Raw genomic sequence first — 24811 nt, 5'->3', positions numbered from 1 at the left:
GACTACTGTCCGCGATAACGAAATTGATTGTCAAAAACGCATGATTGCATGTCTGCGCAGGTCAACGGTCAGAGCAGCTTCGCCAGCGCGATCGCGATCAGCAGCGTGAGCATCAGCAGCCGCAGCACCCGCGTCGCCGGGGCCTGCACCGGCCAGGTGACGGTCATCAGCCAGACCAGCCCGCCGGCCAGCGCCAGCAGCAGCAGCCCGCCCGCCGCGCCGGGCGCGAAGAGCCCCACCAGCACCAGGACCAGCGCGGCCAGGAACACCGTCGTCGGGTTGAGCCGGGCCAACCGGGACAGCACGGGAGTCTGCGTACGCTGCATGCCACAGACTCTACGAGGAGGAACCCGGTGCTGGTCACCAACCGGTTCGTGGTGGACGCCGACGAGGCGGACGAGTTCACCCGGCAGGCGCACGACGCGCTCACCGCGCTCGCCGCCCGCCCGGGCTACCTGCGCGGCGACCTGCTCCGGGCGCTGGACGACCCCGCCCACTGGTGCCTGCTCACCGAGTGGGAGTCGGTCGGGGCCTACCGCCGGGCGCTCGGCGGGTTCGACGTCAAGGTCACCGCGGTGCCGCTGCTCGCCCGGTCGGTGGACGAGCCCTCGGCGTACGAGACGCTCGCCAGTGCCGCCCCGGACGGCGAGATCGTCGTGGCGGCCAGTGATCGGGCCGCAGGTCCTTACCGCTGAGGTCGGGGGCACTACCCTGGCGCGTATGACCGCTCCCGGACCGGCCGGCCCACCACCCCCGCCCGTGCCCTCCGGCGCGCCGCCGGTGCCGGGATCCCCGGTCGACCCCGGCGCTCCCGCGCCGCCGCCCGGCGTGCCCCCGGCGTCGCCGGGCGAGCCGGGCGTCCCCGCGCCGCCGCCCGGTCCCGGTGTCGCCCCGCCGTTCGCCGCGCCGCCCACCGAGGGCGGCCGGGCCCGGCTCTGGCTCGGCCTCGGCGTCGGCGCGCTGGCCGTGCTGCTCTGCTGCGGCGGGGGCGGCGCGGCCGTGGTCGGCCTCGCCGTGAGCAACGTGCAGGCCGTCGAGGAGCAGGGCCGGGCGGTCACCGACGACTACTACCAGGCGCTCGTCGTCAAGGACTGGTCGAAGGCGTACGACCAGCTCTGCGACGACGCCCGGCGGCGCGAGTCCCGGGCGGAGTTCGAGCAGCGGGTGGCCACCGAGCCGCAGGTCTCCGGCTACCGGGTGGGCGAGGTCGACACCGCCACGCTGACCGTGCCGGTGGACGTGACCCTGGCCGGCGGCCGGCGGGAGGCGCAGACCGTCACGCTGGCGCCCGACCAGCAGACGGGCGGCATGGAGGTGTGCGGGGTGAGCTGACCGGCCCCCGGTATTCTGCTGGGCTCGGGACCGCGGTGGTCGTACCGTTGTCCCGAACCGTCCGGTTCCACTCACATCGCCCCCGCCGACCGCCAGCCGGCGTAGGAGGAAACATGCCAGCCGACCGTATCGACGCCGTCGTCAGCCTCGCCAAGCGCCGAGGCTTCGTCTTCCCCTCCAGCGAGATCTACGGGGGCACCCGGTCGGCCTGGGACTACGGTCCGCTCGGCGTCGAGCTCAAGGAGAACGTCCGCCGGCAGTGGTGGAAGACCATGGTCCAGCAGCGCGACGACGTCGTCGGCCTGGACTCCGCGGTCATCCTGGCCCGCAAGGTCTGGGAGGCCAGCGGCCACATCGCCGAGTTCGTCGACCCGCTCACCGAGTGCCAGTCCTGCCACAAGCGGTTCCGCGCCGACCACCTCGAAGAGGCGTACGAGGCCAAGCACGGCAAGCCGCTGACTTCGCTGACCGAGCTGAACTGCCCGAACTGCGGCAACAAGGGCACCTTCACCGAGCCGAAGATGTTCAACGGCCTCATGAAGACCTACCTGGGCCCGGTGGAGAGCGACGAGGGCCTGCACTACCTGCGCCCGGAGACCGCCCAGGGCATCTTCGTGAACTACAAGAACGTGGAGACGGTCGCCCGCAAGAAGCCGCCGTTCGGCATCGCGCAGACCGGCAAGTCGTTCCGCAACGAGATCACGCCGGGCAACTTCATCTTCCGGACCCGCGAGTTCGAGCAGATGGAGATGGAGTTCTTCGTCGAGCCGGGCACCGACGAGAAGTGGCACGAGTACTGGCTCTCCGAGCGCTGGAACTGGTACCTCGACCTGGGCCTGTCCGAGGACAACCTGCGCTTCTACGAGCACCCCAAGGAGAAGCTCTCCCACTACTCGAAGCGCACCGTCGACATCGAGTACCGGTTCCAGTTCGGCGGCACCGAGTTCGCCGAGCTGGAGGGCATCGCCAACCGCACCGACTTCGACCTGTCGACCCACAGCAAGCACTCCGGCGTCGACCTGTCGTACTTCGACCAGACCAAGGGCGAGCGCTGGATGCCGTACGTGATCGAGCCGGCCGCCGGTCTCACCCGCGCGGTGCTGGCGTTCCTGCTCGAGGCGTACGACGAGGACGAGGCGCCGAACACCAAGGGCGGCGTGGACAAGCGCACCGTCATGCGCTTCGACCCGCGGCTCGCGCCGGTCAAGGTGGCGGTGCTGCCGCTGTCCCGCAACGAGGCGCTCTCGCCGAAGGCCAAGCAGCTCGCCACCGACCTGCGCAAGCGCTGGGTGGTCGAGTTCGACGACTCGCAGGCCATCGGCCGGCGCTACCGCCGGCAGGACGAGATCGGCACCCCGTTCTGCGTCACCGTCGACTTCGACACCCTCGACGACAACGCGGTGACCGTGCGGAACCGGGACACCATGGGCCAGGAGCGCATCTCCCTGGACCAGGTCGAGCGCTACCTGATCGAGCGCCTGCCCGGCTGCTGACGCTGGTCACGGGGCCCCGACCGGCCGGTCGGGGCCCCGTACACTTGTCCGGTGACCGCTCCGACCCTGCCCGCGCTGCGCCCGCTCACCCTCGGCCCGCACGAGGTGTGGCCGCCGGTGGTGCTCGCGCCGATGGCCGGGATCACCAACGTCGGCTTCCGCCGGCTCTGCCGGGAGCAGGGCGGCGGCATCTACGTCTGCGAGATGATCACCACGCGGGCGCTCGTCGAGCGCAACCCGAAGACGCTCCGCATGATCGCCTTCGGCGCGGACGAGCACCCGCGCAGCCTCCAGCTCTACGGCACCGACCCGGAGATCACCGCCGCCGCCGTGCGGATCGTGGTCGAGCGGGACCTCGCCGACCACATCGACCTGAACTTCGGCTGCCCCGTCCCCAAGGTCACCCGACGCGGCGGCGGGTCGGCCCTGCCGTGGCGGCGCCGGCTCTTCGCCCGGCTGGTCCGGGCCGCGGTGGCCGCCGCGTCGCCCGCCGGGGTGCCGGTCACCGTCAAGATGCGCAAGGGCATCGACGACGACCACCTGACGTACGTCGAGGCCGGCCTCGCCGCCCAGGACGCCGGCGTCGCCGCGGTCGCCCTGCACGGGCGTACGGCCGCGCAGCGCTACTCGGGCACCGCCGACTGGGACGCCATCGCCACCCTCAAGCAGGCGCTCGACGTGCCGGTGCTCGGCAACGGCGACATCTGGGAGGCCGACGACGCCCTGCGGATGGTCGCCCACACCGGCGTCGACGGCGTGGTGATCGGGCGGGGCTGCCTGGGCCGGCCCTGGCTCTTCGCCGACCTGGAGGCCGCCTTCAACGGCCGCGCCGAGCGGCGGCTGCCGAACCTCGGCGAGGTGGCGGCCACCATGCGCCGGCACGCCGAGCTGCTCGTCGACCAGTTCGTGGCCGGCGCCCGCAACCCGGCCCGGGGCGAGCGCGACGGCTGCACCGACTTCCGCAAGCACGTCGCCTGGTACCTCAAGGGCTTCCCGGTCGGCAGCGAGCTGCGGCGCTCGCTCGCGATGATCGACAGCCTGGCCCAGCTCGACGACCTGCTCGGCAAGCTCGACCCGACCGTGCCGTTCCCCGTGGAGACCCTGGGCCAGCCGCGCGGCCGGACCAACTCCCCGGGCAGGGTCGCCCTCCCCGACGGGTGGCTGGCCAGCCGGGACGACGACACCCCGCCGGACGGCGCCGAGCTGGACGACTCCGGCGGCTGACGCGCGAAAAGGGCCCGACCCCTTCGTGGGGTCGGGCCCTTTCGCGTGTGGCGGTGTGTCAGGAGGCCGAGTAACCGCGGGTGGCGATCCAGTCGGCGAGGTTGTCCACGCTCATCCGGTAGGAGGCCATGTTCGGGTCGGCCGAGTCCGCGATGGTCACGATCTTCCCGTTGTCGCGGTAGCCCACGACGCTGATGTAGTGGCCACCCTCGAACGAGTGGGTGTTGCCGTCGGTGTCGGTGGCGGTGCCGGCGATGTTGGCGACCACGGCGCGGCCGTCGTCGACGGTGCGCACGATGTCAGCGCGCAGGGTGTCAGTCTGCTTGTCGTCGGCCTTGCCGTCCTTGATCTCCACCGACCGGTACGGCTTGCCGGTCTCCTTGTTCAGCACCGGGGTGATGTCGTTGATGCTGTTGGTGCCGTTCTCGGTGGTGCCCATCTCCTTGGCCATGGCGTCGACGTCGATGTTCTTGCCGAGCACGCTGATGGCGTTACGGGCTGCGGCGGGGCCGCAGTAGTAGAAGTTCGGCTGGGCCTCGTAGCGGACGTCCAGCTCCCGCTCGCCGTGACCCTTACGGTCGGTGCTGACCTGGGTGGCGGCCTTCTCGGCCGGCGTGGCCTGCGCGGCGATCGCGGGGCCGGCGATCCCACCGGCGGTGGCGGCGAAGCCGGCAGCGGTCAGAACGGTCTTACGCAGCAGATCGGTACGCATGATGAGTGCCTCTCTGTCGGGGGTGAGCAGCACACGCAGGGGGTGCGGGTGCCGCTAAGAAAGCTTTGGGGTGCCCGGCGATCGGGGGTGACCTGCTCGGGCGGTCCGGGGGTGTAACCATCGGCGGTGGGAAAGCGATTCCCTCGACCCTGACCCGATGTCCCGGGGGATGTAACCACCGGCGCCGGGGGATGATTCCCTGGCTGGCCGGTGCGGACCGGTGGTGCGCGGTCCGGGTGGTGTAACGACCGGGGGCCGGGGGTGATTCCCTGGCTTGCCGGCTCGGACCGGTGGTGCGGGGTCCGGGGATGTAACGACCGGTGGGGGCCGGTCATTCCGACCGGCGGTCGCCGTCGCCCGGGGGCGGGGTGCTGCGCGGTCTGCCATGTACAACGACCCCACCCCCGGCATGATTCCGCCGCCACGGTGGCGCCGACCACCCGACGGCGCCCGCTGAACCGGACATCCGGGCATGCAGCGACCCCGTTCGCGAACCAGACATCCACCCCAGGCCGACACCGACCAGCACGCGGCCACTGGACGCTGCCCGCTGGGCCAGTGCTTGACCGGCCTCGGTTGTCAGGCGTGGATCGTCCGGTGCGGTGCGGTGCGTGAGGGGTGTGGCTCGGGGCGATGTCCGGCTCAAGCCCCAACTTGTCCGTGCCGCTACACAATCTACGCAAAGCTCGCCACTGCGGCGGTGTGCCACGTGGCCCACGGCCAGGCCGACCCCGGCGAGCATCAGGGCGCGGATCCGACGAACGTCGACGGCCGCAACCGGGCGGGCGACGGCCAACCGCAATCTTGGACAGTTTCCGTTAGCAGCGAACGGAAACTGTCCAAGATCTGCGGGGGATGGCGGATACGGGACGCCGCCGTGCAGAACCACCCCGCCGTCCGCTCACTCGCCGTCGTCCGCCTTCTGCCACCGTCGTCCGCCGCTTGGGTCGTCTCCGCCGTTGTCGGCGACTCACCGTCAGCAGCGAACAGCAACTGCCAAGATCCGGCGGACCTACGACGCCGAGACGCTATTCACGGCGCTGAGGCGGGTCGGGCATGCCTCAGGAGCTGCTACGAACTTGATGACGTGGGTGACTCGCCTGACCTGCGCCGTCGTGGGGTGGTCGGCCGTCGTTGGCTGCCTTCGCCGTTGTCCGCCGCTTGCGCGGCCTCCGCCGTGTCCGCCGTCGTGGGGTGGTCGGCCGTCGTTGGCTGTCTTCGCCGTTGTCCGCCGATTGGGTCGCTCCGCCGTTGTCCGCCGTTTTGGCCGTCGTCCGCTTGCCCGTCGCCGGCCCGCCGCCAGCGCGGCGGCGCCCCTCACGACCGCGAGATGCCTGCCAGCCCCACCGCCAACCCCTGACCGACCCTCCGGGTGCGTTTGTTGTCGCCAGAGGCGCAACAAACGCACCCACACCCGATGCGCCCACCGGTGATCATGAAGTTGGCCGGCCCGAAACGGGACGAATCAACCGGTCAACCTCATGATCACCGAAGCGGCCCACCACCCGGCGCTGGCCCGCCCCCTTGGTGTTGAGCGCAAGGTCGGGCGCGACCCCTGCCGGCCGCGGCAGGGCGGGTTCAGTGGGTGTCGGCGGTCGTGTCGCGGGTCGGTTGGGTGGGGATGGTGGCCGGCGTGGGCCACGGGACGTCGGGGGAGGGATGGAAGGTGATGCCGGCGGCGGCCCAGCGCGGGCCGTGTGCGGCGAGCCGCTCGCGGAACCCGGCCCAGTCGTGCGTCGAGCGCGGAGACCAGCCGAGTTCGGCGACGGCGGGCAGACGCGGGAAGAGCATGAACTCCACCTCGGCCAGGGTGGTGACCGACTCCGTCCAGAGCGGCGCCTCGACGCCCAGCACCGCCTCGGCCGGTACGCCGGTGAGGTGCGTCCCCGGATCCCAGTCGTACGCGCGGCGCACGTCGATGAGGCCCGCCCAGTCGTGCCCGATCGGGGTGTCGGCGGCGTACTTCATGTCCAGGTAGACGCGGTTGCCGGGGGACAGGATGAGGCGGGCGCCCCGGCGTACCGCCTCGGCCATCTCGGGGTCGTCGCCGTTGGTGCCCCACCACTGGAGGACCCGCCCGTCGACGTGCCCGGCCGGGGCGAGCTGGTGCCAGCCGACCACGGTCTTCCCGGTCGCCGCGACCAGGGTCTGCGCCCGCTCGACGAAGGCGCGGTAGGTGTCGGCCGGCACCTTGAACGCCTCGTCGCCGCCTAGGTGCAGCCAGGGGCCGGGGGTCAGGGCGGCCACCTCACCGAGCACGTCGGCGACGAAGGCGTACGTCCGCTCGTCGGCGGGGTCGACGTAGCTGAACCCGACCTCGGTGCCGGTGTACGGCGGGGGCGCGACCTTGCCGGGCGTCAGCTCCGGGTAGGCGACGAGGGCCGCGTTGGTGTGCCCCGGCAGGTCGATCTCCGGCACCACGGTGACGTGGCGGCGGGCCGCGTACGCGACGATGCGCCGGTAGTCGGCCTGCGTGTAGTGGCCGCCGGGGCCGCCGCCCACCTCGGTGGCGCCGCCGACCTCGGCGAGCCGGGGCCAGGAGTCGACGGCGATCCGCCAGCCCTGGTCGTCGGTGAGGTGCAGGTGCAGGTGGTTGAGCTTGTACCGGGCCAGGTGGTCGACGACCCGCAGCACGTCCTCGACGGGGAAGAAGTGGCGGGCCACGTCGAGCATCGCCCCGCGGTAGGGGAAGCGCGGCCGGTCGACGATGCTGCCGCCGGGCACCGCCCAGCGCTCGGTGACCGGGGCGGTGCCGTCGACGGCGGCGGGCAGGAGCTGGCGCAGCGTCTGCGCGCCGTGGAACAGCCCGGCGGGGGTGGCGGCGATGATCCGCACGCCGGACGCGGTCACGTCGAGCCGGTAGCCCTCGTCACCCAGCCCGCCTGCGGCTCCGACCGCGCCGGCTGGCGGCGGGTCGGCGAGCGCCGTTTCCGACAGCGTCAGCACGAGCAGCCCGTCGGCAGCGGGGGCGTCGGCGACCGGCAGGGGGAAGCCGGTGGCGGGTCGGAGCCACTCGGCCAGCTGCTCGGCGACGTCCCGGCCGCCGGGGTCGACCCGGATCGTCGTCCCGGCGGACAGCGTGAAGTCCGCCGCCGGGTCGGGGAGCACCCGCTCCGGGGCGGGCACCACGTCGCCGAGGCGGACCGGTGCGGGCGGGGCGAGCAGGTCGCCGGCTCGCCGGGCGGCGGTGCGGGCCAGTTCGGCGGCGGCCGGCTGCCGGCCGGGGAGGCGGTCGAGCGACTCGGGGCCGCTCTCGGCGGGGGTGGTGGGGATGGTCGGCACGGCGACGACTCCGGGGTGTATTTGGCCGGGATATGGCAAAGGTGAGGTTCAGCAAAACCAGTGCCGTCAAGAGTACGAGGGAAATCGGAATTGCGTGATAGTGCGCGTGGAAGCGTTCCCAAAAACCGGTACGGACGCGGATAGTGGTGACCGTTGTGCCGAAAGTCACCGAACGGTCCCAGGCCACCCGAAGTTCGCTTAACCTTCGCGCACCGATCGCTGACGACGCCGGGATTACCGGTGGTCGCTCCCGGGGTATGTCCGAACTGAACCTTCGTTAAGTGTCAATGGCGCGCGTGGGAGGCTCTGGTGGCAGCGCAAGAGACGGTCGAGCACAAGTACGTCTACGACTTCGCCGAGGGCAACAAGGACCTCAAGGACCTGCTCGGCGGCAAGGGGGCCAACCTGGCCGAGATGACCAATCTCGGCCTGCCGGTCCCGCCCGGCTTCACGATCACCACCGAGGCCTGCAAGGCGTATCTGACGACCGGCCGGGAGCCGGACGGGCTGGCCGCCCAGATCGAGGCGCACCTGGAGTCGCTGGAGCGGGAGATGGGCCGCAGGCTCGGTGATCCGCAGGACCCGCTGCTGGTCTCGGTCCGCTCCGGCGCCAAGTTCTCCATGCCCGGCATGATGGAGACCGTCCTCAACGTGGGCCTCAACGACCGCAGCGTGGTCGGGCTCAGCGCACAGGCCGGGGGGAACGACCGGTTCGCCTGGGACTCCTACCGCCGCCTGATCCAGATGTTCGGCAAGACCGTCTGCGAGGTGCCGGGCGAGGAGTTCGAGCACGCGCTCGACGACGCCAAGCGCGCCAAGGGCACCACGAACGACCTCGACCTGGACGCCGACGACCTGCGCGGGCTTGTCGACGCGTACAAGAAGATCTTCGTCAAGCACACCGGGCGGGAGTTCCCGCAGGAGCCGCGCGAGCAGCTCGACCTGGCCATCCGCGCGGTCTTCGAGTCGTGGAACGCCGAGCGCGCGGTGGTCTACCGCCGGCAGGAGCGGATCCCGGCCGACCTGGGCACCGCGGTCAACGTGGTGGCCATGGTCTTCGGCAACCTCGGCGCCGACTCCGGCACCGGCGTCGCCTTCACCCGGGACCCGGCCAGCGGCGCGCAGGGCATCTACGGCGACTACCTGGCCAACGCCCAGGGCGAGGACGTGGTGGCCGGCATCCGCAACACCGTGCCGTTGCAGGAGCTGGAGCGGATCGACAAGAAGTCCTACGACGAGCTGCTGGACTACATGGCCCGGCTCGAGGAGCACTACAAGGACCTCTGCGACATCGAGTTCACCATCGAGCGCGGCAAGCTCTGGATGCTCCAGACGCGGGTCGGCAAGCGCACCGCCGCCGCCGCGTTCGTCATCGCCGGCCAGCTCGTCGACGAGGGCCTGATCGACCTGGACGAGGCGCTGCACCGGGTCAACGGCGCGCAGCTCGCCCAGCTGATGTTCCCGCGCTTCCAGCTCGACCACGAGTTCCAGCCGGTGGCCAAGGGCATCGGGGCCTCGCCCGGCGCCGCCTCCGGCAAGGTGGTCTTCACCTCCGCCCGGGCCGTCGAGCTGGCCGCCGAGGGCGAGTCGGTGATCCTGGTGCGCCGGGAGACCAACCCGGACGACCTCAACGGCATGATCGCCGCCAAGGGCATTCTCACCTCGCGGGGCGGCAAGACCAGCCACGCCGCGGTGGTGGCCCGGGGCATGGGCAAGACCTGCGTCTCCGGCGCGGACGAGCTGGACGTCAACGTGCCGGCGAAGCGGTTCACCGTCGCCGGGCAGACCGTCAACGAGGGCGACGTGGTCTCCATCGACGGCACCACCGGCAAGGTCTACCTCGGCGAGGTGCCGGTCATGCCGTCCGAGGTGGTGCAGTACTTCGAGGGCAGCCTCGAACCGGAGCACGTCGACAACGCGCTGGTCCGGGCCGTACACCGGATCATGACGCACGCCGACGCCACGCGGCGGCTGGCGGTCCGGACGAACGCCGACACCGGCGAGGACGCGGCGCGGGCGCGGCGGTTCGGCGCCGAGGGCATCGGCCTGTGCCGCACCGAGCACATGTTCCTCGGCGACCGGCGGGAGCTGGTCGAGCGGCTGATCCTGGCCCGCACCGACGACGAGCGGGAGTCCGCGCTGGCCGCCCTGCTGCCGTTGCAGCGGGCCGACTTCGTGGACATCTTCCGTGCGATGGACGGCCTGCCGGTCACCGTGCGGCTCATCGACCCGCCGCTGCACGAGTTCCTGCCCCCGCTGGAGCAGCTCGCGGTCAACGTGGCGGTCGCCCAGGAGCGCGGCGAGGACGTGGCCAAGGAGGAGGCGCTGCTCGCCGCCGTCCGGCGGATGCACGAGGAGAACCCGATGCTGGGCCTGCGCGGCGTACGCCTGGGCCTGGTCATCCCCGGCCTGTTCGCCATGCAGGTCCGCGCGATCGCCGAGGCCGCCGTCGCGGTCACCCGCGACGGCGCGGTAGCCAAGCCGGAGATCATGGTCCCGCTGGTCGGCGCCGTGCAGGAGCTGGAGACGGTACGCGCCGAGGCCGAGAAGATCATCGCCGAGGTGGTCGGGGACAGCGGCGTCGAGGTGCTGATCGGCACCATGATCGAGGTGCCCCGGGCGGCGCTGACCGCCGGCCAGATCGCCGAGGCGGCGCAGTTCTTCTCCTTCGGCACCAACGACCTCACCCAGATGGGCTGGGGCTTCTCCCGCGACGACGTCGAGGGCGCGTTCTTCTGGCGCTACCTGGAGCTGGGCATCTTCGGCATCTCCCCGTTCGAGTCGATCGACCGGGAGGGCGTCGGCCGGCTGGTCCGGATCGCCGCCGAGGAGGGCCGGGCGGCCCGCCCGGGGCTGAAGCTCGGCGTGTGCGGCGAGCACGGCGGCGACCCGGACTCGGTGCACTTCTTCCACGAGGTCGGTCTCGACTACGTCTCCTGCTCGCCGTTCCGGGTGCCGGTCGCCCGGCTGGAGGCCGGCCGCGCGGTGCTCACCACCACCGGTTCGGACTCCCGCTGACGGTGTGACGTTCACCGGGGCCGCCGACGCTGAGGTCGGCGGCCCCGCGTGCGTCCGGGCGCGCCTTTCCGGCCCGCCGGGCGTAACCTGGGCTCCCGCGCACGTGTCGATCAGGAAGGTGACCGCATGACCAGCGTCTGGGAGAACCTGACGGTCGACGCCCAGGATCCGTCGCGGCTCGCCCACTGGTGGGCGGAGGCGCTCGGCTACCAGGTGATCAGCGACAAGCCGGACGAGGTGGAGATCCGCCGGACCGCCGACACGCTGCCCGGCATCGTCTTCGTCCCGGTCAGCGGTCCCAAGGAGGGCAAGAACCGGCTGCACATCGACCTGCGCCCGGCCGACCTGGAGGCCGAGGTGGAGCGCCTGGTCGACATGGGCGCCCGGCACGTCGACATCGGGCAGGGCGAGGTGGAGTGGACCGTGCTGGCCGATCCCGAGGGCAACGAGTTCTGCGTGTTGCGGCAGCGGGGATGACGGTTGACCGCGGGTTCCGGCCCTGACGACGCGGCGCGCCGGGTCACCGAGGCGCCCAAGGACACCGGGTACGGGCGGTCGCCGTACGAGCGGGACCGGGCCCGGGTGCTGCACTCGGCGGCGTTCCGCCGGCTCGCCGCGAAGACCCAGGTGCACACCGCGGGCACCGACGACTTCCTGCGTACGCGGCTGACCCACTCGCTGGAGGTGGCGCAGATCGCCCGGGAGATGGGCGCCCGGCTCGGCTGCGACCCGGACGTGGTGGACACCGCCGGGCTGGCGCACGACCTCGGTCACCCGCCCTTCGGGCACAACGGCGAGGACGCCCTGGACACGCTCGCGGCCGACTGCGGCGGCTTCGAGGGCAACGCGCAGACCCTGCGGGTGCTCACCCGGCTGGAGGCCAAGGTGCTGGCCCCCGACGGCGGCTCCGCCGGGCTGAACCTGACCCGCGCCTCGCTCGACGCCGTCGCCAAGTACCCGTGGGAGCGCCGGCCCGGCCGGCGCAAGTTCGGGGTGTACGCCGACGACCGCCCGGTCTTCGCCTGGCTGCGCGCGGGCGCCCCGCCCGGCGACCGGCGCTGCCTGGAGGCGCAGGTGATGGACTGGGCCGACGACGTGGCGTACTCGGTGCACGACGTCGAGGACGGCATCCACGGCGGCTACGTCACCCTGCGTCCGCTGCTGGTGGACGCGGACGAGCGTCGGGCGCTCTGCGCCGACGTGGCGGCCGAGTACTCCGGGGAGGCCCCGGAGGACCTGGGCGAGGTGCTGGCCGAACTGCTCGCCGACCCGGTGCTCGCGCCGCTCGCCGCGTACGACGGCAGCCACCGCGCCCTCGCGGCGCTGAAGACCACCACGAGCGTGCTCACCGGCCGTTTCGTGTCGACCGTGGTGGCCGCCACCCAGGAGCGCCACGGCCCCGGCCCGCACCGCCGGTACGCCGCCGACCTCGTGGTGCCGCGCCGCATCCGGGCCCAGTGCGCGCTGCTCAAGGGCATCGCCCTGCGCTACGTGATGCGCCGCCCCGGGATCGGCCCCTGGTACGCGCAGCAGCGGGAGATCCTCGCCGACCTGGTCGCCGCCCTGCTCGACCGGGCCCCGGACGTGCTCGACCCGGTCTTCGCGCCGCTGTGGCGGGCCGCCCCGGACGACGCCGCCCGGCTGCGCGTGGTGGTCGACCAGGTGGCCTCGCTCACCGACCCGGCCGCCCTGGCCTGGCACGGCCGCCTGGTGGCGGGGCGCTGACCGGCCCTGCCGCGGTCGGCAGCCGGACAGCCCGGTGGGAGGGATCGGCGACTTAGGTTAGCCTAAGCAGCATGACGGAGCAGCGCCCGAAGAAGCTCACCGCCGCCACGGTCGTCCGGACCGAGCGGCCCACCCCGCACCTGATCCGCCTCGTGCTCGGCGGTGCGGAGCTGGCCGGCCTGCCGGTGGGCGCCTACACCGACCACTACGTGAAGTTCGTCTTCCCGCCCGCCGGGGTGCGCTACCCGCACCCGACCGACCTGGCCACCATCAAGCGCGAGTTCCCGGCCGAGCAGTGGCCGCGGCTGCGGGCGTACACGGTGCGAGCCTGGGACGCGGCGGCCGGCGAGCTGACCGTGGACGTGGTGTACCACGGCGACGAGGGGCTGGCCGGGCCGTGGGCGGCCGGGCTGCGCCCCGGCGACCAGGTGCTGTTCGCCGGCCCCGGCGGTGCGTACGCGCCGGACCCGGCGGCCGACTGGCACCTGCTGGCCGGGGACGAGAGTGCGCTGCCGGCGATCGCCGCCGCGCTGGAGCGGCTGCCCGCCGGCGCGCCCGCCAAGGTCTACGTCGAGGTGGGTGGCCCCGCCGACGAGCTGCCCCTGGCCAGCGCGGGCGCGGTCGAGCTGCGCTGGCTGCACCGCGCCGGCCGGCCGGTGGGCGAGCCGCTGGTCGAGGCGCTCCGGGCGCTGGACTTCCCGCCCGGCCGGGTGCACGCCTTCGTGCACGGCGAGGCCACCGCGGTGAAGGAGCTGCGCCGGTTGCTGCGGGTCGAGCGCGGGGTGCCGCGCGGCGACCTGTCGATCTCGGGCTACTGGCGGCGCGGCATGGACGACGAGGGCTGGCGCTCCACGAAGGCCGCCTGGAACGCCCAGGTCGAGGCCGAGGAGTCGGCGGTGGTCGCCGCCTGACCGGTCACGCCCCCCGGACGGCCAGCCGGTAGAGCTCCGGGAGCAGCCACGGGGCGATCCACCGCTGCACGCCCTCCGGCGTGAAGTGCAGCCCGTCGCTGCGCACCCGGACCCCGCCGGCGTCCCAGGTGAACCGGCCGTCCGGGCAGGCCCGCCGGTTGAGGTCCAGCACGGTGGCGTGGTGCCGGTCCGCCGCCGCGCGCAGCAGCCGGTTCCACGCGTCCACCCGGGCCGGGTCGTCCTCCGGCCAGAGGCCGCCGTCCGGCCGTTCCGCCCGCCGGGTGTACGGCGCGGTCAGCAGGGTCACGTGCGCTCCCCGGCTGGACGCGATGCCGACGGCCCGGTCCAGTTCGCCGGCGAGGTACCGGTCGAACGCCGGCTCGCCGACGTGCTGCCAGCGCCCGTCGAGCCTGCGGTCCATCAGCTCCCAGCGGTCGAGCAGGATGACCGCCACGTCCGGGTCGTCGGCGCGGACGCCCCGCTGCCAGCGGTCGTCCCAGTGCTCGCAGCCGGGGTAGTTCGGGTGCGGCTCGCCGATGTAGCGCACCTCGGGGAGCCGGGCGATGCCGCAGCCCTGCACGGCCCGCACGCTGACCGCGAACTTCTGCTGCTCGGGCAGGTAGGTGCCGAGCGACCACGAGACGGAGTCGCCGAGGAAGGCGATCCGGGGCGGTCCGGGCCGCCGTCCCGGGCGGCGCGCCGGGGGCACCGCGGTGGGGGAGCCGGCGGCGCCGGCCGTCGGGGGCGCGGCGTCGAGGGCGATCGCCGGCTTCGGCGGCGGAGCGGGTGGCACGGTGCCGAGCACCGCGACCGCGGCCACGCCGGCCACCGCCGTACCGGCCAGCGCGGGCGCCGGCCGGGGCAGCCGCCGGGCCCGCCGGATCGGGCGCTCCACCAGCAGGTACGACGCGCCGGCGGCGGCCAGCGTCACCGCGCACCGGGCGGCGAGCAGGGCGGGCCCGGTCAGCCCGGTCCGCTCGGCGGTGAGCCACTGGAACAGGGGCCAGTGCCAGAGGTAGACGCCGTAGGAGATCCGGCCGAGCCAGACCAGCGGCGCCAGGGCGAGCAGCCGCGCGGTGGGGGAGGCGGGGCTGACCGCCGCGTGGGCGACGACCGCCGCGACCGCGAGGGCGGCCGCGGTCAGGCCACCCCGGTAGAGCCAGGCGTCGCCGCCGTCGGCGGTGGCCCAGCACCAGCCGGTGAGGGCGGCCCCGGCCAGTGCCAGGCCCCCGAGGACCGGGTGCCGTGCCGGCCGGCCGGTCGCCGCCTCGCTCCGGAGCGCCAGCAGCGCGGCGAGCGCGGCGCCGACCAGGAGGGCGACCGCCCGGGTGTCGGTGCCGTAGTAGACGCGGTCCGGGGCGCCGGGGGTGAACAGCGCGGCGGCGGCGACCGCCGAGCCGGCCGCGCCGAGCAGGACGACCGGGAGCACGGCGGCGGGCCGGCGGCCGGGTGCGCTCGCGCCCCGCCGGGCCGCCCAGGCCAGCAGCGCGATCAGCAGCAGCGGCCAGAGCAGGTAGAACTGCTCCTCGATGCCGAGCGACCAGGTGTGCTGCAGCGGGGACGCGGTGCCGGTGGCGGCGAAGTAGTCCCCGTCCCGGTTCGCCATCCGCCAGTTCGCGACGTACCCGAGCGCGGCCAGCTCGTCCCAGCGCAGCGCGCCGAGTTCGGTGCCCGGCATCAGCTTCCGGGAGACCAGCAGCACGACGAGGAGCACGAGCAGCAGCGCGGGCAGCAGCCGGCGCACCCGCCGGCCCCAGAACGCGACGAGGTCGACGCGGCCGGTGTCGCGGTGCTCGGCCAGCAGCAGCGAGGTGATCAGGAACCCGGACAGCACGAAGAAGGCGTCCACCCCGAGGAAGCCGCCCGGGAGGGTGGCGACCCCGCCGTGGAACGCGAGGACGGCCGCGACCGCGAGCGCCCGGACCCCGTCCAGGGCCGGTTGGTACGGAATCCTGGCCCCGCGCGTACCCGACATGGCCGGGTTGTCCCCGTCGGCGGCCGCCTTACACCCGGAAGTGGGTGTACCCCAGGTTGTAGTAGAGGTGCTACATTTCGCGGTATGACTGCGGTCGAACTGTCGGGGGTCGCCACGGCTCCCCACGCGGACGTCGAGGACCTGGTGCTCGACGTCCGCGACCTGCGCATGCGGTACGGCACCGTCGACGTGCTGCACGGGGTCGACCTCACGGCCCGGCGGGGTGAGGTGCTCGCCCTGCTCGGGCCCAACGGGGCCGGCAAGACCACCACCGTCGAGATCCTGGAGGGCTTCCGGCTGCGGTCGGCCGGTTCGGTCCGGGTGCTCGGCGTCGACCCCGGCAGGGGCGACGAGCGTTGGCGTTCCCGGCTGGGCGTGGTGCTCCAGTCCTGGCGCGACCACGGCAAGTGGCGGGTCCGGGACCTGCTGTCCCACCTCGGCGACTTCTACGCGCCGTACGCCACCGACCGGATCGCCCGGCCGTGGCCGGTCGACGACCTGCTGGAGACCGTCGGCCTCACGGCGCAGGCGGACAAGCGGGTGGCCCGGCTCTCCGGCGGCCAGCGCCGCCGGCTCGACGTGGCGGTCGGCATCGTGGGCCGCCCGGAGCTGCTGTTCCTGGACGAGCCGACGGTCGGCTTCGACCCGGCCGCCCGGCGGGAGTTCCACGAGCTGGTGCACCGCCTGGCCGACCTGGACGAGACCACCATCCTGCTCACCACGCACGACCTGGACGAGGCGGAGAAGCTGGCCGACCGCATCCTCATCCTGGCCGGCGGCCGGATCATCGCCGACGGTTCGCCGGACGAGCTGTCCCGCCGGGTCGCCGGCGACGCGGAGATCCGCTGGACCCGCGACGGCGAGCGGTTCGTGCACGCCACGGCCGACGCCACCGGCTTCCTGCGCGACCTGCTCCGCGAGCACGGCGACCGCGTGCAGGAGCTGGAGGTGCGCCGGGCCAGCCTGGAGGACGCGTACATGGCTCTGGTCTACGAGGAGGAATCCGGGGTCCGGACCGGCCGGACCGACCGGGTGTGGCAGCAGGGGAGCGACCGATGAACCCGACCATGGCGGCCGTCCGGGCCGGCTTCCGGCGCGGCGGGATCGAGCTGCGCAACACGTTCAGCAACGGCCAGGACTTGTGGAACTACTTCTTCCCGACGGTGGCGCTGCTGATCACGATGTTCTTCATGCGCGGCTCCACCGTGCCCGGCACCTCCTTCTCGCTCGGCGCCCGCACGCTGCCCAGCGCGCTCGGCATGGGCCTGGCCTTCGGCGGCATGCTGGTGCTCGCCTCGCAGCTGGTCATGGAGCGCGAGGAGGGCACCCTGCTGCGCGCCAAGGCCACCCCGAACGGGATGCTCGGCTACCTCATCGGCAAGATCACCCTGATGTCGACGGTGGCGCTGCTGAGCATGCTCCTCCAGCTCGTGCCGGCGCTGTTCTACCTCGACGGGCTCCGGCTGGCCAGCGCGTCGGCCTGGTTCACCCTGCTCTGGGTGGCGGTGCTCGGCCTCGTCGCCACCCTGCCGATCGGCGCGGTCTTCGGCGCGCTGATCGAGAACCCGCGCAACCTCGGGCTGGTCATGCTGCCGAACATCGGCCTGATCGCCCTGTCCGGCATCTTCTACCCGATCAACGGCTACCCGGGGTGGCTCCAGGGCGTCGCGCAGGTCTTCCCGATCTACTGGCTAGGGTTGGGCATGCGCTCGGCGCTGCTCCCCGACGACCTGGCCGCGGTCGAGCTCGGCGGCTCCTGGCGCCACCTGGAGACCCTCGGGGTGCTCGGAGCGTGGGCGGTGCTCGGGCTGGTGCTGGCCCCCGTGGTGCTGCGGCGGATGGCCCGGCGCGAGTCCGGCTCGCGGGTGGCGGCCCGTCGCGAGCGGGCCATGCAGCGGGTCGGATGAGAGGGCGCCCATGAGCGAGGTCGTGCACAACCGGATCGCCGTGCTGCGTGCCGAACGGGGGATCTCCCGGCGGCAGCTCGCCGACGCGCTGGGCGTGCACTACCAGACGGTCGGCTACCTGGAGCGGGGCGAGTTCCGGCCCAGCCTGCACCTGGCGCTGCGGATCGCCGCCTACTTCCAGGTGCCGGTCGAGGTGGTCTTCTCCATCGAGCCGTTCCCGCGGATCGGTGACGCCGCCACCGGGGCGGGCCGCACGGCGTGACCCGGGGGCGGGCGGCGTCCGCCACACGCCCGTCCCCCCGACCGCCGGATCGTCGGTCCGGCAGGGCAGGATGTACGCCGAGGAGGTGGCGGAGATGGCGGGGCGGATCCGGGACGAGGACATCGCGCTGGTCCGCGAGCGCACCTCGATCGCCGAGGTCATCTCCGACACGGTGACGCTCAAGTCGGCCGGCGGAGGCAACCTCAAGGGCCTCTGCCCGTTCCACGACGAGAAGAGCCCGTCGTTCAACGTCTCGCCGGCCCGCAACGTCTGGTACTGCTTCGGCTGCGGTGCCGGCGGCGACGCGATCAAGTTCCTGATGGACGCCGAGCACCTGAGCTTCGTCGAGTCCGTCGAGCGGCTCGCCGACCGCGCCGGCATCCAGCTGCGCTACGTCGAGGACGACCGCTCGGCCCCGCGCGCCCGTCCCCAGCAGGGGCAGCGGCAGCGCCTGGTGGCCGCGCACGCGGCCGCCGCCGAGTTCTACCGGGGCCAGCTCACCACGCCCGGCGCCCGGGCGGCGCGGGAGTTCCTCGCCCAGCGGGGCTTCGACCGGGCGGCCGCCGAGCGCTACGGCTGCGGCTTCGCCCCCGACGCGTGGGACCTGCTCACCAAGCACCTGCGCCAGCAGGGCTTCACCCACGACGAGCTGGTCACGGCGGGGCTGTCCCGCCCGTCCCGCTCGGGCAGCCTGATCGACCGGTTCCGGCGCCGGCTGCTCTGGCCGATCCGCGACCTCACCGGCGACGTCATCGGCTTCGGCGCCCGCAAGCTCTTCGACGACGACGACGGCCCGAAATACCTGAACACCCCCGAGACGCCGATTTACAAGAAGTCCCACGTCCTCTACGGCATCGACCAGGCCAAGCGGGAGATCGCCAAGCAGGGCAAGGTGGTGGTGGTCGAGGGCTACACCGACGTGATGGCCTGCCACCTGGCCGGCGTGCCGACCGCCGTGGCGACCTGCGGCACGGCGTTCGGCGCCGACCACATCGGGGTGCTGCGCCGGCTCCTGATGGACACCGACGCGGTCGCCGGCGAGATCATCTTCACCTTCGACGGGGACGCCGCCGGCCAGAAGGCCGCCCTGCGCGCCTTCGAGGACGACCAGCGCTTCGTCGGGCGCACCTTCATCGCGGTCAGCCCCGACAACATGGACCCGTGCGAGCTGCGCCTGGCCAAGGGCGACCTCGCGGTCCGCGACCTGGTCGCCCGCCGCGAGCCGCTTGTCGACTTCGCGCTCCGCCACATGATCAACCGCTACGACCTGGACACCGTCGACGGCCGGGTGGAGGCGATGCGCCGGGCCGCCCCGCTGGTCGCCAAGATCAAGGACCGGGAGAAGCGCCCCGAGTACGTCCGCAAGCTCGCCGGGGACCTCGGCATGGAGATCGAGCCGGTGCAGCGCGCGGTGCTGGCCGCCGCCAACGGGCAGCCCGCCGGCGCGGTCGCCGCACCCGCCCGCCCGGCCCCGGCCGCGCCCAGCGTGGACAGCCCGCAGTCGATGGTCGAGCGGGAGGCGCTGAAGCTGGCCCTCCAGGAGCCGGTGCTGGCCGGGCCGATGTTCGACGCGGTCGAGGCGGCCGCCTACCGGCACCCGGTCCACGCCGCCCTCCGCGCCGCCATCGCCGCGGCCGGCGGGGCGGCGACGGCCACCGGCGGCGCGGTCTGGATCGAGCAGGTCCGCGACGCCTGCGACGACCTGGCCGGCCAGGCGCTCGTCGGCGAGCTGGCGGTGGAGCCGCTGCGCATCGACGGCGAGCCCGACCCCCGGTACGTCTCGATCACCATGGCCCGCCTCCAGTTCGGCTCGGTGACCGGGCGGATCAAGGACCTGAAGTCGAAGATCCAGCGGATCAACCCGGTGAGCAACAAGGACGAATACTTCGCCCTCTTCGGGGAGCTGCTCTCGCTGGAACAGCACGCGCGGGCGCTGCGCGAGCAGGCCGCCGGAGGGCTGTGATGGGACTCTTCAACCGCAAGCCCAAGCTGCCGCCCGCCGACCGCCCGCCGCTGCGCGGTGACGAGCGGGTGCTCGCCTGGGCCGCCGTCGGCAACGGCGAGGGCGACGGCGTCGTGGTGGCCAGCAACCTCGGGCTGTGGCTGCCCGGCCGCGGGGAGCGGATCGGCTGGCACGACATCCTCAAGGCGGTCTGGTCCGGCCGGGAACTCACCGTCACCCCCGCCGACCGGGTCACCGAGCGGGACGGCTACGTCGTGGTGGCCGACTGCCCGGCCGAGACCTACCTGCTGCTCGACCCGGGCGATCTGCCCCACCAGGTGCGGGCCCGGGTCACCCGCTCGGTCGCGTACACGGCGCACCACCAGGTGCCGGGCGGCGCCGGCCGCGTCGCCGCCCGCCGGGTCCCGGGCGTGGACGGGCTGACCTGGACGGTGCGCTACGACCCGGGCACGCCCACCGACGACGAGGCGGTGACCGCCGAGACCGACCGGCTCGTCGCCGCCGCCCGGGCGGCCACCGCCCCCGCGAACCTCTGAGCTGTGCTCGAGCGCGGCCGGCGCTCAGCGTCGGTCGCCCCGCTTGTGCTTGGCGCGGATCCTGAACCCGGCGCCTCCGTGGCCGGGCGCACCAGGACGAGGCCGGCGCCGCGGCGTGCCGGGCGGGAACCAGCGCCGGAGCGGGATGCGGGACAGCAGCAGCGGAACCGCCACGACCAGGATCGCGAACCCGGCGACGCCCAGCCCGCCCTGGATGCGGCCCCGGTGCCCGCTGAGCTGGTCGAAGTCGGTGACGAAGTCATCCGGGTCGGCCGGGTTCACCCAGATCGGCACCTCCTCGCCGATCGACCGGCACACCTCGACGCAGCCGACCTCCTGCTCGTACGTCCGGCCGGCCAGGTCGTACCGGAGGTGCATCGTGGTCGACGAGCTGGTCCGGTTGCCGCCGCGCTTCGTCACCTGGTCGTAGACGAGCGCCCGCGCGGGCACTCCGGTCTCCCGCAGTTCGGTCCCCCAGTGGTCGAGCGCGGACTGGGTGTGGAACGGCAGCCACAGCAGCGCGCCGCCGGCCAGCACCAGCAACACGCAGCCGAGGGTCGCCAGGGCCGACGAGTGGCGCTGCATGATCACGCGATCAGCATGCCGGGAGGACGCAACACCGGGCCGGGCTGCGGTCAGCCGCTGCGGTAGAAGCGCGCGGCTCCCGGGTGCAGCGGGATCGGATCGGTGGCGGCGGCGCTGTCCCGGGTGAAGTTCGCCGCCTCCGGGTGCACCCTGATCAGCTCGCCCTGCCAGGTGAAGAGCACCCGGGTCAGGTCGTACGCGAGCTGGTCCGGCATGTCCGCCGCCACCAGGATCACGTTCGCCACCGTGATGGTCGGGATGGCCGCCGGGGTGCCGTAGATGTCCTTGGGCAGGATGGCCGTCGTGTAGACCGAGCCGAAGCGGGCGGACAGCGGTTCGATCAGCTCGGTGAGCGGGAGCAGCCGGAACGCCCCGGGCGCGCTGGAGAGCAGGTCCTTGACGCCGGGGGTGGGCAGGCCGCCGGAGAAGAACATGGCGTCCAGGCTGCCGGCCCGCATCCGCTGCACCGTCTCCGGCAGCGACAGGTTGAGCCGCTGGATGTCGCGGGCCGGGTCGATCCCGCCGGCGGTGAGCAGCCGGCCGGCGATGATGTCGGTGCCGGACTTCGGCGAGCCGGTGGAGATCCGCTTGCCGCGCAGGTCGGCGAAGCTGTCGATCTTCCCGTCGGCGCGGACGATCAGGTGGGTGTAGTTGCTGTAGACCCGGGCCAGCGCGCGTACCGGCTGCGGCTGGCCCTCGAAGCCGCCCCGGCCGCTGACCGCGTCGGCGGCCGTGTCGGCCAGGCTGAACGCGATCTCCATGTCGCCGCCGGCCAGCCGGGTGATGTTCTCCACCGAGGCGCCGGTCGGCTCGGCCCGCGCCTCGTACCCGGGCAGGTGCCGGCTGATCAGGTCGGCGTAGCCGCCGCCGAGCTGGTAGTAGACGCCTGTGGTGTTGCCGGTGGCCAGGAAGATCCGGCCGTCGTGCCAGGCCCTCGGCTCGGTGGCCGCCCCGCCACAGCCCGCCAGCAGGGCGGCCAGCAGGAGGGCGGCGACCAGCCGCGGCGGGCGGCCGGTCACCGGCGGGCCGCCGGTTCCAGCGCCTCCGCCACCCGCTGGACCAGCGTCGCCGTCTCGTAGCCGATCTGGCCCAGGTCGCAGCCGGGCGCGGCGAGCACCCCGAGCAGCGCGCGCTCGCCGACCGCCATCACGAGCATCACCCCGCCGTCCATGTCGACGATCTGCTGGCGTACCCGGCCGGCGGACATCAGCCGGGCCGCGCCCACGGTCAGGCTGGCCAACCCGCTGATCACCGCGGCGAGCTGGTCCACCTGGTCGGGCGCGAGGTCGGGGGACGCGGCCAGCCGCAGGCCGTCCTCGGACACCGCGAGGGCGTGGGACACGTCCGGCACCTGCTCGGCGAAGTTCGCCAGCAGCCAGTCGAGCCCGGCGGTCACGGGTGGGGTCATGGATTTCTCCCGGTGGGTGTGGTGTTCGGGGCACGGCGCATCGCGCTGGCCACCCCCTCGGCGAGGGCGGACAGGCGGGCGCGTACCACCTCGGGGTCGAGCAGGTCGTCCGCGGGCCGGGGCGGCGGGGCGGCGGTGGGCAGCGCCGCGGGGAGCTGCCCGCCGCGGGTCCGGCGCGGCAGGCCGGCCCCGGTGGTCCCCGCGGGCGCCGGGGAAGTCGCCGGCCGGATCCGGGTGGCGCTCGGCGCCAGCAGGGCGGCGCCCGGTGGGCGTACGGCGGCGACGCCCCGGACGGGGCCGGCGGGCAGCGGCGGCCCGGCGGCGACCGGCCCGGCGACGGCCGGCGCGGGGGCGGTGGCGACCAGGTCGCGGGCGCCGGTGGCCGGCCGCCGCGGGGCCGGGCCGGTGGCGCGGGGCCGGAACCAGGGCGCCGGGCGGCCGGTCGGTTGGCCGCGCTCGGCGGCCGGCCGCCGGGTCACCGACTCGATCCGGGTGAGCACCGACTCGGGCACGTCCACCTGGGCGATCGTGCCGCTGGCGGTGTGGTGCAGCTGCACCCGGATCCCGTGCCGGGCGGCCAGGTGGGCCACCACGTGCAGGCCCATGCTGCCGGCCGCGGCGCTGGACAGCGTGGCCGGCGCGGCGAGCCGCTCGTTGATGGTGGCCAGCCGGGTCTCGCTGATGCCGATGCCCTGGTCGTGCACCCGCAGGGTGAGCCCGTCCACGGTGCGCCGCCCGTCGACCAGCACCCGGGCGTCCGGCGGCGAGTAGACGGTGGCGTTCTCCAGCAGCTCGGCCAGCAGGTGCACCAGGTTGCCCGCCGCCGCGCCGTGCACGGCGGCGGTCGGCACGTCGATCTCCACCCGCGGGTAGTCCTCGATCTCGGAGGCGGCAGCCCGGACGACGTCGTCCAGGAGCAGCGCGCCCTCGTGCCCCCGGCCGGGTTCGCCGCCGGCGAGGACCAGAAGGTTCTCCCCGTTGCGGCGCAGCCGGGCGGCCAGGTGGTCCAGGGCGAAGAGCCGGGCCAGCGCGTCCGGGTCGGTCTCCTCGCGTTCGAACTCGTCGAGCAGGCGGAGCTGGCGGGTGATCAGCGTGCGGATCCGGCGGGCGAGGGCCTCGGCCATCCGGGTCACGTCCAGCCGCAGCTCGGCCTGCTCGCCGGCGAGCCGCAGGGCGGCCTTGTTGACCGTGTCGAACGCCTCGGCCACCTGGGCCACCTCGTCGCGGCCGCGGCGGATCCCGTCGGTCAGCCGGGTGGCCGTGCCCGCGCCGGGCGCGCCCTCGCCCGCCGCGATCGCGGTGATCCGGTCCGGCAGCTCCCGGTTGGCCATCGTGAGCGCCGCGACCCGCAGCCGGCGCAGCCGCCGGCTGGTCCGGACCGCCAGCAGCACGGCGGTGAGCAGCGAGCCGAGCGCCACGGTGCTGGTCGCCCCGGCGGTGAGCAGGGCCCGCTGCCGGGCGGTCCGGGCCAGCGCGGCGGCGTCCCGGTCCAGCCCGTCGGACAGTTGCCGGCCGAGCAGGTTGTAGCGGCGGATGGTGCCGCTCTGCGCCACGTACCAGGCGTCGCCGTCGGTCTTCAGCGACTCCGGCCCGCCGTCGCTGTCCAGCACGCCGTCGCGCATCCGCCGGGCCGTCTCCACGTCGGCGCCGCCGACCAGCCGGTACCAGGCGGAGTTGGCGGGGCCGGCGGCGATCCGGAGGAACTCGGCCTGGCGCTGCTCCCGGGCGCCCCGGAGCCGGCCGAGCAGGGCCAGCTCGCCCCGGACCAGCGCGCCCCGCACGAACACCCCGCGCAGCAGGTCGCGTTCCAGTGCCGAGAGGTGCTCCTGGGCGGCCACCGCGGCCACCTCGCGCGCCTCGTTGGCCAGCTCGGCGTCGCGGAGCTGGGCGGGCAGCGCGTCGGCGACGGCGAGCAGGGATTCGACAAGCGAGGCGTACGCCGGGTCGGCCCGGTCCCCGCCGAGCGCCAGGTCCCGCGTCGGCGCGAGCTGGCCGAGCCGCCCGTCCGCGTCGTTGAGCACCGGGGTGAGGTCGGGTGCGGCCCGGCGGGCGTCGCCGCTCGCGGCGCGGTAGCGGGTGACCGCCGCGTCCACCCGGCGCCGCTGCGCGTCGACGAGCGGCCGGCCGGCGGCGCCGCCGCGCTGGCGAAGTGCCGCCGTCTCGCCCAGTTCGCGTTCCAGCTCGTGCACCAGCCGCACGGTGGCGGTGGCGGTGCCGGCGAGCACGCGGGCCCGGTCGGCGTCGGCGGAGGCGTCCAGCGCGGCGCCGGTCTGGGCGGCGCCCAGCACCACCAGGCCGACCGTGGCCACCAGGATCGGCGCGAGCAGTTGGACCCGGACCGAGCGGAGGTGCCCGGTGCGGTCCGCGGGCCGGTGGTGCCGGCGTACGCGGGCGGGGTGGGGCAGCGGCACGGGGGTCTCCCGGGTCGTTCGTCGGGTGGCCGGGCCCGGACGGGTGGTCCGGGCCCGGCTCGTCGGG

The 24811-nt window shown here is 74.0% G+C and carries 21 protein-coding genes; 13 read left to right on the top strand and 8 right to left on the bottom strand.

Annotated elements, in window-relative coordinates:
* Positions 1 to 68: 68 nt before the first annotated feature.
* Complete coding sequence (locus ACZ6PY_RS08995; RefSeq protein WP_355352867.1) at positions 69 to 326, bottom strand: DUF6703 family protein; 258 nt, start codon at positions 324 to 326, stop codon at positions 69 to 71.
* A gap of 27 nt (positions 327 to 353) precedes the next feature.
* Between ACZ6PY_RS08995 and ACZ6PY_RS08990 the strand changes: the two genes are divergently transcribed.
* The 4 genes from ACZ6PY_RS08990 (at position 354) to dusB (ending at position 4049) form a co-directional block, all read left to right on the top strand.
* A complete protein-coding gene (locus ACZ6PY_RS08990; protein WP_466070594.1) occupies positions 354 to 695 on the top strand; it encodes an antibiotic biosynthesis monooxygenase family protein in 342 nt (113 codons plus the stop codon).
* A gap of 133 nt (positions 696 to 828) precedes the next feature.
* Positions 829 to 1332 (top strand): Rv0361 family membrane protein, encoded by a 504-nt coding sequence (locus ACZ6PY_RS08985; protein ID WP_466070798.1) that lies wholly within the window; start codon positions 829 to 831, stop codon positions 1330 to 1332.
* Positions 1333 to 1445: 113 nt separating this feature from the next.
* Positions 1446 to 2825: a glycine--tRNA ligase gene (locus ACZ6PY_RS08980; RefSeq protein WP_466070592.1), complete on the top strand. Its 1380-nt coding sequence runs from the start codon at positions 1446 to 1448 to the stop codon at positions 2823 to 2825.
* A 51-nt stretch (positions 2826 to 2876) separates the two neighbouring features.
* The gene (gene dusB / locus ACZ6PY_RS08975; protein ID WP_466070591.1) at positions 2877 to 4049 is read left to right on the top strand and encodes a tRNA dihydrouridine synthase DusB; all 1173 of its coding nucleotides are present in this window, start codon (positions 2877 to 2879) and stop codon (positions 4047 to 4049) included.
* Between the two features lie 58 nt (positions 4050 to 4107).
* Here dusB and ACZ6PY_RS08970 read toward each other — a convergent pair whose 3' ends face one another.
* Positions 4108 to 4761, bottom strand: coding sequence for a C39 family peptidase (locus ACZ6PY_RS08970; protein ID WP_466070589.1), 654 nt, complete (start codon positions 4759 to 4761; stop codon positions 4108 to 4110).
* A 1578-nt stretch (positions 4762 to 6339) separates the two neighbouring features.
* Positions 6340 to 8043: a beta-N-acetylhexosaminidase gene (locus tag ACZ6PY_RS08965; RefSeq protein ID WP_466070587.1), complete on the bottom strand. Its 1704-nt coding sequence runs from the start codon at positions 8041 to 8043 to the stop codon at positions 6340 to 6342.
* A 309-nt stretch (positions 8044 to 8352) separates the two neighbouring features.
* On the opposite strand from ACZ6PY_RS08965, the gene ppdK reads away from it, so the two are divergent.
* The 4 genes from ppdK (at position 8353) to ACZ6PY_RS08945 (ending at position 13697) form a co-directional block, all read left to right on the top strand.
* Entirely contained in the window at positions 8353 to 11061 is a 2709-nt protein-coding gene (ppdK, locus tag ACZ6PY_RS08960; RefSeq protein WP_466070585.1) for a pyruvate, phosphate dikinase, read from the top strand.
* 126 nt (positions 11062 to 11187) lie between these two features.
* Complete coding sequence (locus tag ACZ6PY_RS08955) at positions 11188 to 11538, top strand: VOC family protein (protein WP_262282089.1); 351 nt, start codon at positions 11188 to 11190, stop codon at positions 11536 to 11538.
* A gap of 3 nt (positions 11539 to 11541) precedes the next feature.
* Positions 11542 to 12786, top strand: coding sequence for a deoxyguanosinetriphosphate triphosphohydrolase (locus ACZ6PY_RS08950; protein ID WP_466070582.1), 1245 nt, complete (start codon positions 11542 to 11544; stop codon positions 12784 to 12786).
* Positions 12787 to 12857: 71 nt separating this feature from the next.
* A complete protein-coding gene (locus ACZ6PY_RS08945; RefSeq protein ID WP_466070581.1) occupies positions 12858 to 13697 on the top strand; it encodes a siderophore-interacting protein in 840 nt (279 codons plus the stop codon).
* A gap of 4 nt (positions 13698 to 13701) precedes the next feature.
* Here ACZ6PY_RS08945 and ACZ6PY_RS08940 read toward each other — a convergent pair whose 3' ends face one another.
* Positions 13702 to 15672, bottom strand: coding sequence for a DUF459 domain-containing protein (locus ACZ6PY_RS08940; protein ID WP_466070579.1), 1971 nt, complete (start codon positions 15670 to 15672; stop codon positions 13702 to 13704).
* Positions 15673 to 15756: 84 nt separating this feature from the next.
* Here ACZ6PY_RS08940 and ACZ6PY_RS08935 point away from each other — a divergent pair, with 84 nt between their 5' ends.
* The 5 genes from ACZ6PY_RS08935 (at position 15757) to ACZ6PY_RS08915 (ending at position 20340) form a co-directional block, all read left to right on the top strand.
* Positions 15757 to 16731, top strand: coding sequence for an ABC transporter ATP-binding protein (locus tag ACZ6PY_RS08935; protein ID WP_466070577.1), 975 nt, complete (start codon positions 15757 to 15759; stop codon positions 16729 to 16731).
* Positions 16728 to 17579, top strand: a complete 852-nt coding sequence (locus ACZ6PY_RS08930) for an ABC transporter permease (protein WP_466070575.1) — start codon at positions 16728 to 16730, stop codon at positions 17577 to 17579. Before ACZ6PY_RS08935 ends, ACZ6PY_RS08930 begins: the two co-directional genes overlap by 4 nt.
* A gap of 10 nt (positions 17580 to 17589) precedes the next feature.
* Entirely contained in the window at positions 17590 to 17841 is a 252-nt protein-coding gene (locus tag ACZ6PY_RS08925; protein WP_091269251.1) for a helix-turn-helix transcriptional regulator, read from the top strand.
* 70 nt (positions 17842 to 17911) lie between these two features.
* Complete coding sequence (gene dnaG / locus ACZ6PY_RS08920; protein ID WP_466070573.1) at positions 17912 to 19804, top strand: DNA primase; 1893 nt, start codon at positions 17912 to 17914, stop codon at positions 19802 to 19804.
* A complete protein-coding gene (locus ACZ6PY_RS08915; RefSeq protein WP_466070571.1) occupies positions 19804 to 20340 on the top strand; it encodes a hypothetical protein in 537 nt (178 codons plus the stop codon). The genes dnaG and ACZ6PY_RS08915 overlap by 1 nt, the downstream gene beginning before the upstream one ends.
* A 24-nt stretch (positions 20341 to 20364) precedes the next feature.
* On the opposite strand, the gene ACZ6PY_RS08910 is transcribed toward ACZ6PY_RS08915, so the two are convergent.
* The 4 genes from ACZ6PY_RS08910 to ACZ6PY_RS08895 are packed head-to-tail and all read right to left on the bottom strand — an operon-like array spanning position 20365 to position 24744.
* Positions 20365 to 20925, bottom strand: a complete 561-nt coding sequence (locus tag ACZ6PY_RS08910) for a DUF3592 domain-containing protein (RefSeq protein WP_466070796.1) — start codon at positions 20923 to 20925, stop codon at positions 20365 to 20367.
* Positions 20926 to 20975: 50 nt separating this feature from the next.
* Positions 20976 to 21944 (bottom strand): TAXI family TRAP transporter solute-binding subunit, encoded by a 969-nt coding sequence (locus tag ACZ6PY_RS08905; protein WP_466070569.1) that lies wholly within the window; start codon positions 21942 to 21944, stop codon positions 20976 to 20978.
* Complete coding sequence (locus ACZ6PY_RS08900) at positions 21941 to 22333, bottom strand: roadblock/LC7 domain-containing protein (protein ID WP_091319365.1); 393 nt, start codon at positions 22331 to 22333, stop codon at positions 21941 to 21943. Before ACZ6PY_RS08900 ends, ACZ6PY_RS08905 begins: the two co-directional genes overlap by 4 nt.
* Positions 22330 to 24744, bottom strand: a complete 2415-nt coding sequence (locus ACZ6PY_RS08895; protein ID WP_466070567.1) for a sensor histidine kinase — start codon at positions 24742 to 24744, stop codon at positions 22330 to 22332. Before ACZ6PY_RS08895 ends, ACZ6PY_RS08900 begins: the two co-directional genes overlap by 4 nt.
* Positions 24745 to 24811: the final 67 nt, after the last annotated feature.

The organism is Micromonospora sp. NPDC048907, assembly GCF_055586885.1.
The sequence above is the reverse complement of the archived record's forward strand: the minus strand, read 5'-3'. Positions and strand labels throughout refer to the sequence as shown.

Bases quoted from the DNA above. Each gene is read 5' to 3' on its own strand.
- ACZ6PY_RS08945 (WP_466070581.1), top strand. From the start codon at position 12,858: ATGACGGAGCAGCGCCCGAAGAAGCTCACCGCCGCCACGGTCGTCCGG.
- ACZ6PY_RS08915 (WP_466070571.1), top strand. From the start codon at position 19,804: ATGGGACTCTTCAACCGCAAGCCCAAGCTGCCGCCCGCCGACCGCCCG.
- ACZ6PY_RS08910 (WP_466070796.1), bottom strand. From the start codon at position 20,925: ATGCAGCGCCACTCGTCGGCCCTGGCGACCCTCGGCTGCGTGTTGCTG.
- ACZ6PY_RS08925 (WP_091269251.1), top strand. From the start codon at position 17,590: ATGAGCGAGGTCGTGCACAACCGGATCGCCGTGCTGCGTGCCGAACGG.
- ACZ6PY_RS08930 (WP_466070575.1), top strand. From the start codon at position 16,728: ATGAACCCGACCATGGCGGCCGTCCGGGCCGGCTTCCGGCGCGGCGGG.
- dnaG (WP_466070573.1), top strand. From the start codon at position 17,912: ATGTACGCCGAGGAGGTGGCGGAGATGGCGGGGCGGATCCGGGACGAG.
- ACZ6PY_RS08940 (WP_466070579.1), bottom strand. From the start codon at position 15,672: ATGTCGGGTACGCGCGGGGCCAGGATTCCGTACCAACCGGCCCTGGAC.
- ACZ6PY_RS08980 (WP_466070592.1), top strand. From the start codon at position 1,446: ATGCCAGCCGACCGTATCGACGCCGTCGTCAGCCTCGCCAAGCGCCGA.
- ACZ6PY_RS08995 (WP_355352867.1), bottom strand. From the start codon at position 326: ATGCAGCGTACGCAGACTCCCGTGCTGTCCCGGTTGGCCCGGCTCAAC.
- ACZ6PY_RS08900 (WP_091319365.1), bottom strand. From the start codon at position 22,333: ATGACCCCACCCGTGACCGCCGGGCTCGACTGGCTGCTGGCGAACTTC.
- ACZ6PY_RS08970 (WP_466070589.1), bottom strand. From the start codon at position 4,761: ATGCGTACCGATCTGCTGCGTAAGACCGTTCTGACCGCTGCCGGCTTC.
- ACZ6PY_RS08935 (WP_466070577.1), top strand. From the start codon at position 15,757: ATGACTGCGGTCGAACTGTCGGGGGTCGCCACGGCTCCCCACGCGGAC.
- ACZ6PY_RS08955 (WP_262282089.1), top strand. From the start codon at position 11,188: ATGACCAGCGTCTGGGAGAACCTGACGGTCGACGCCCAGGATCCGTCG.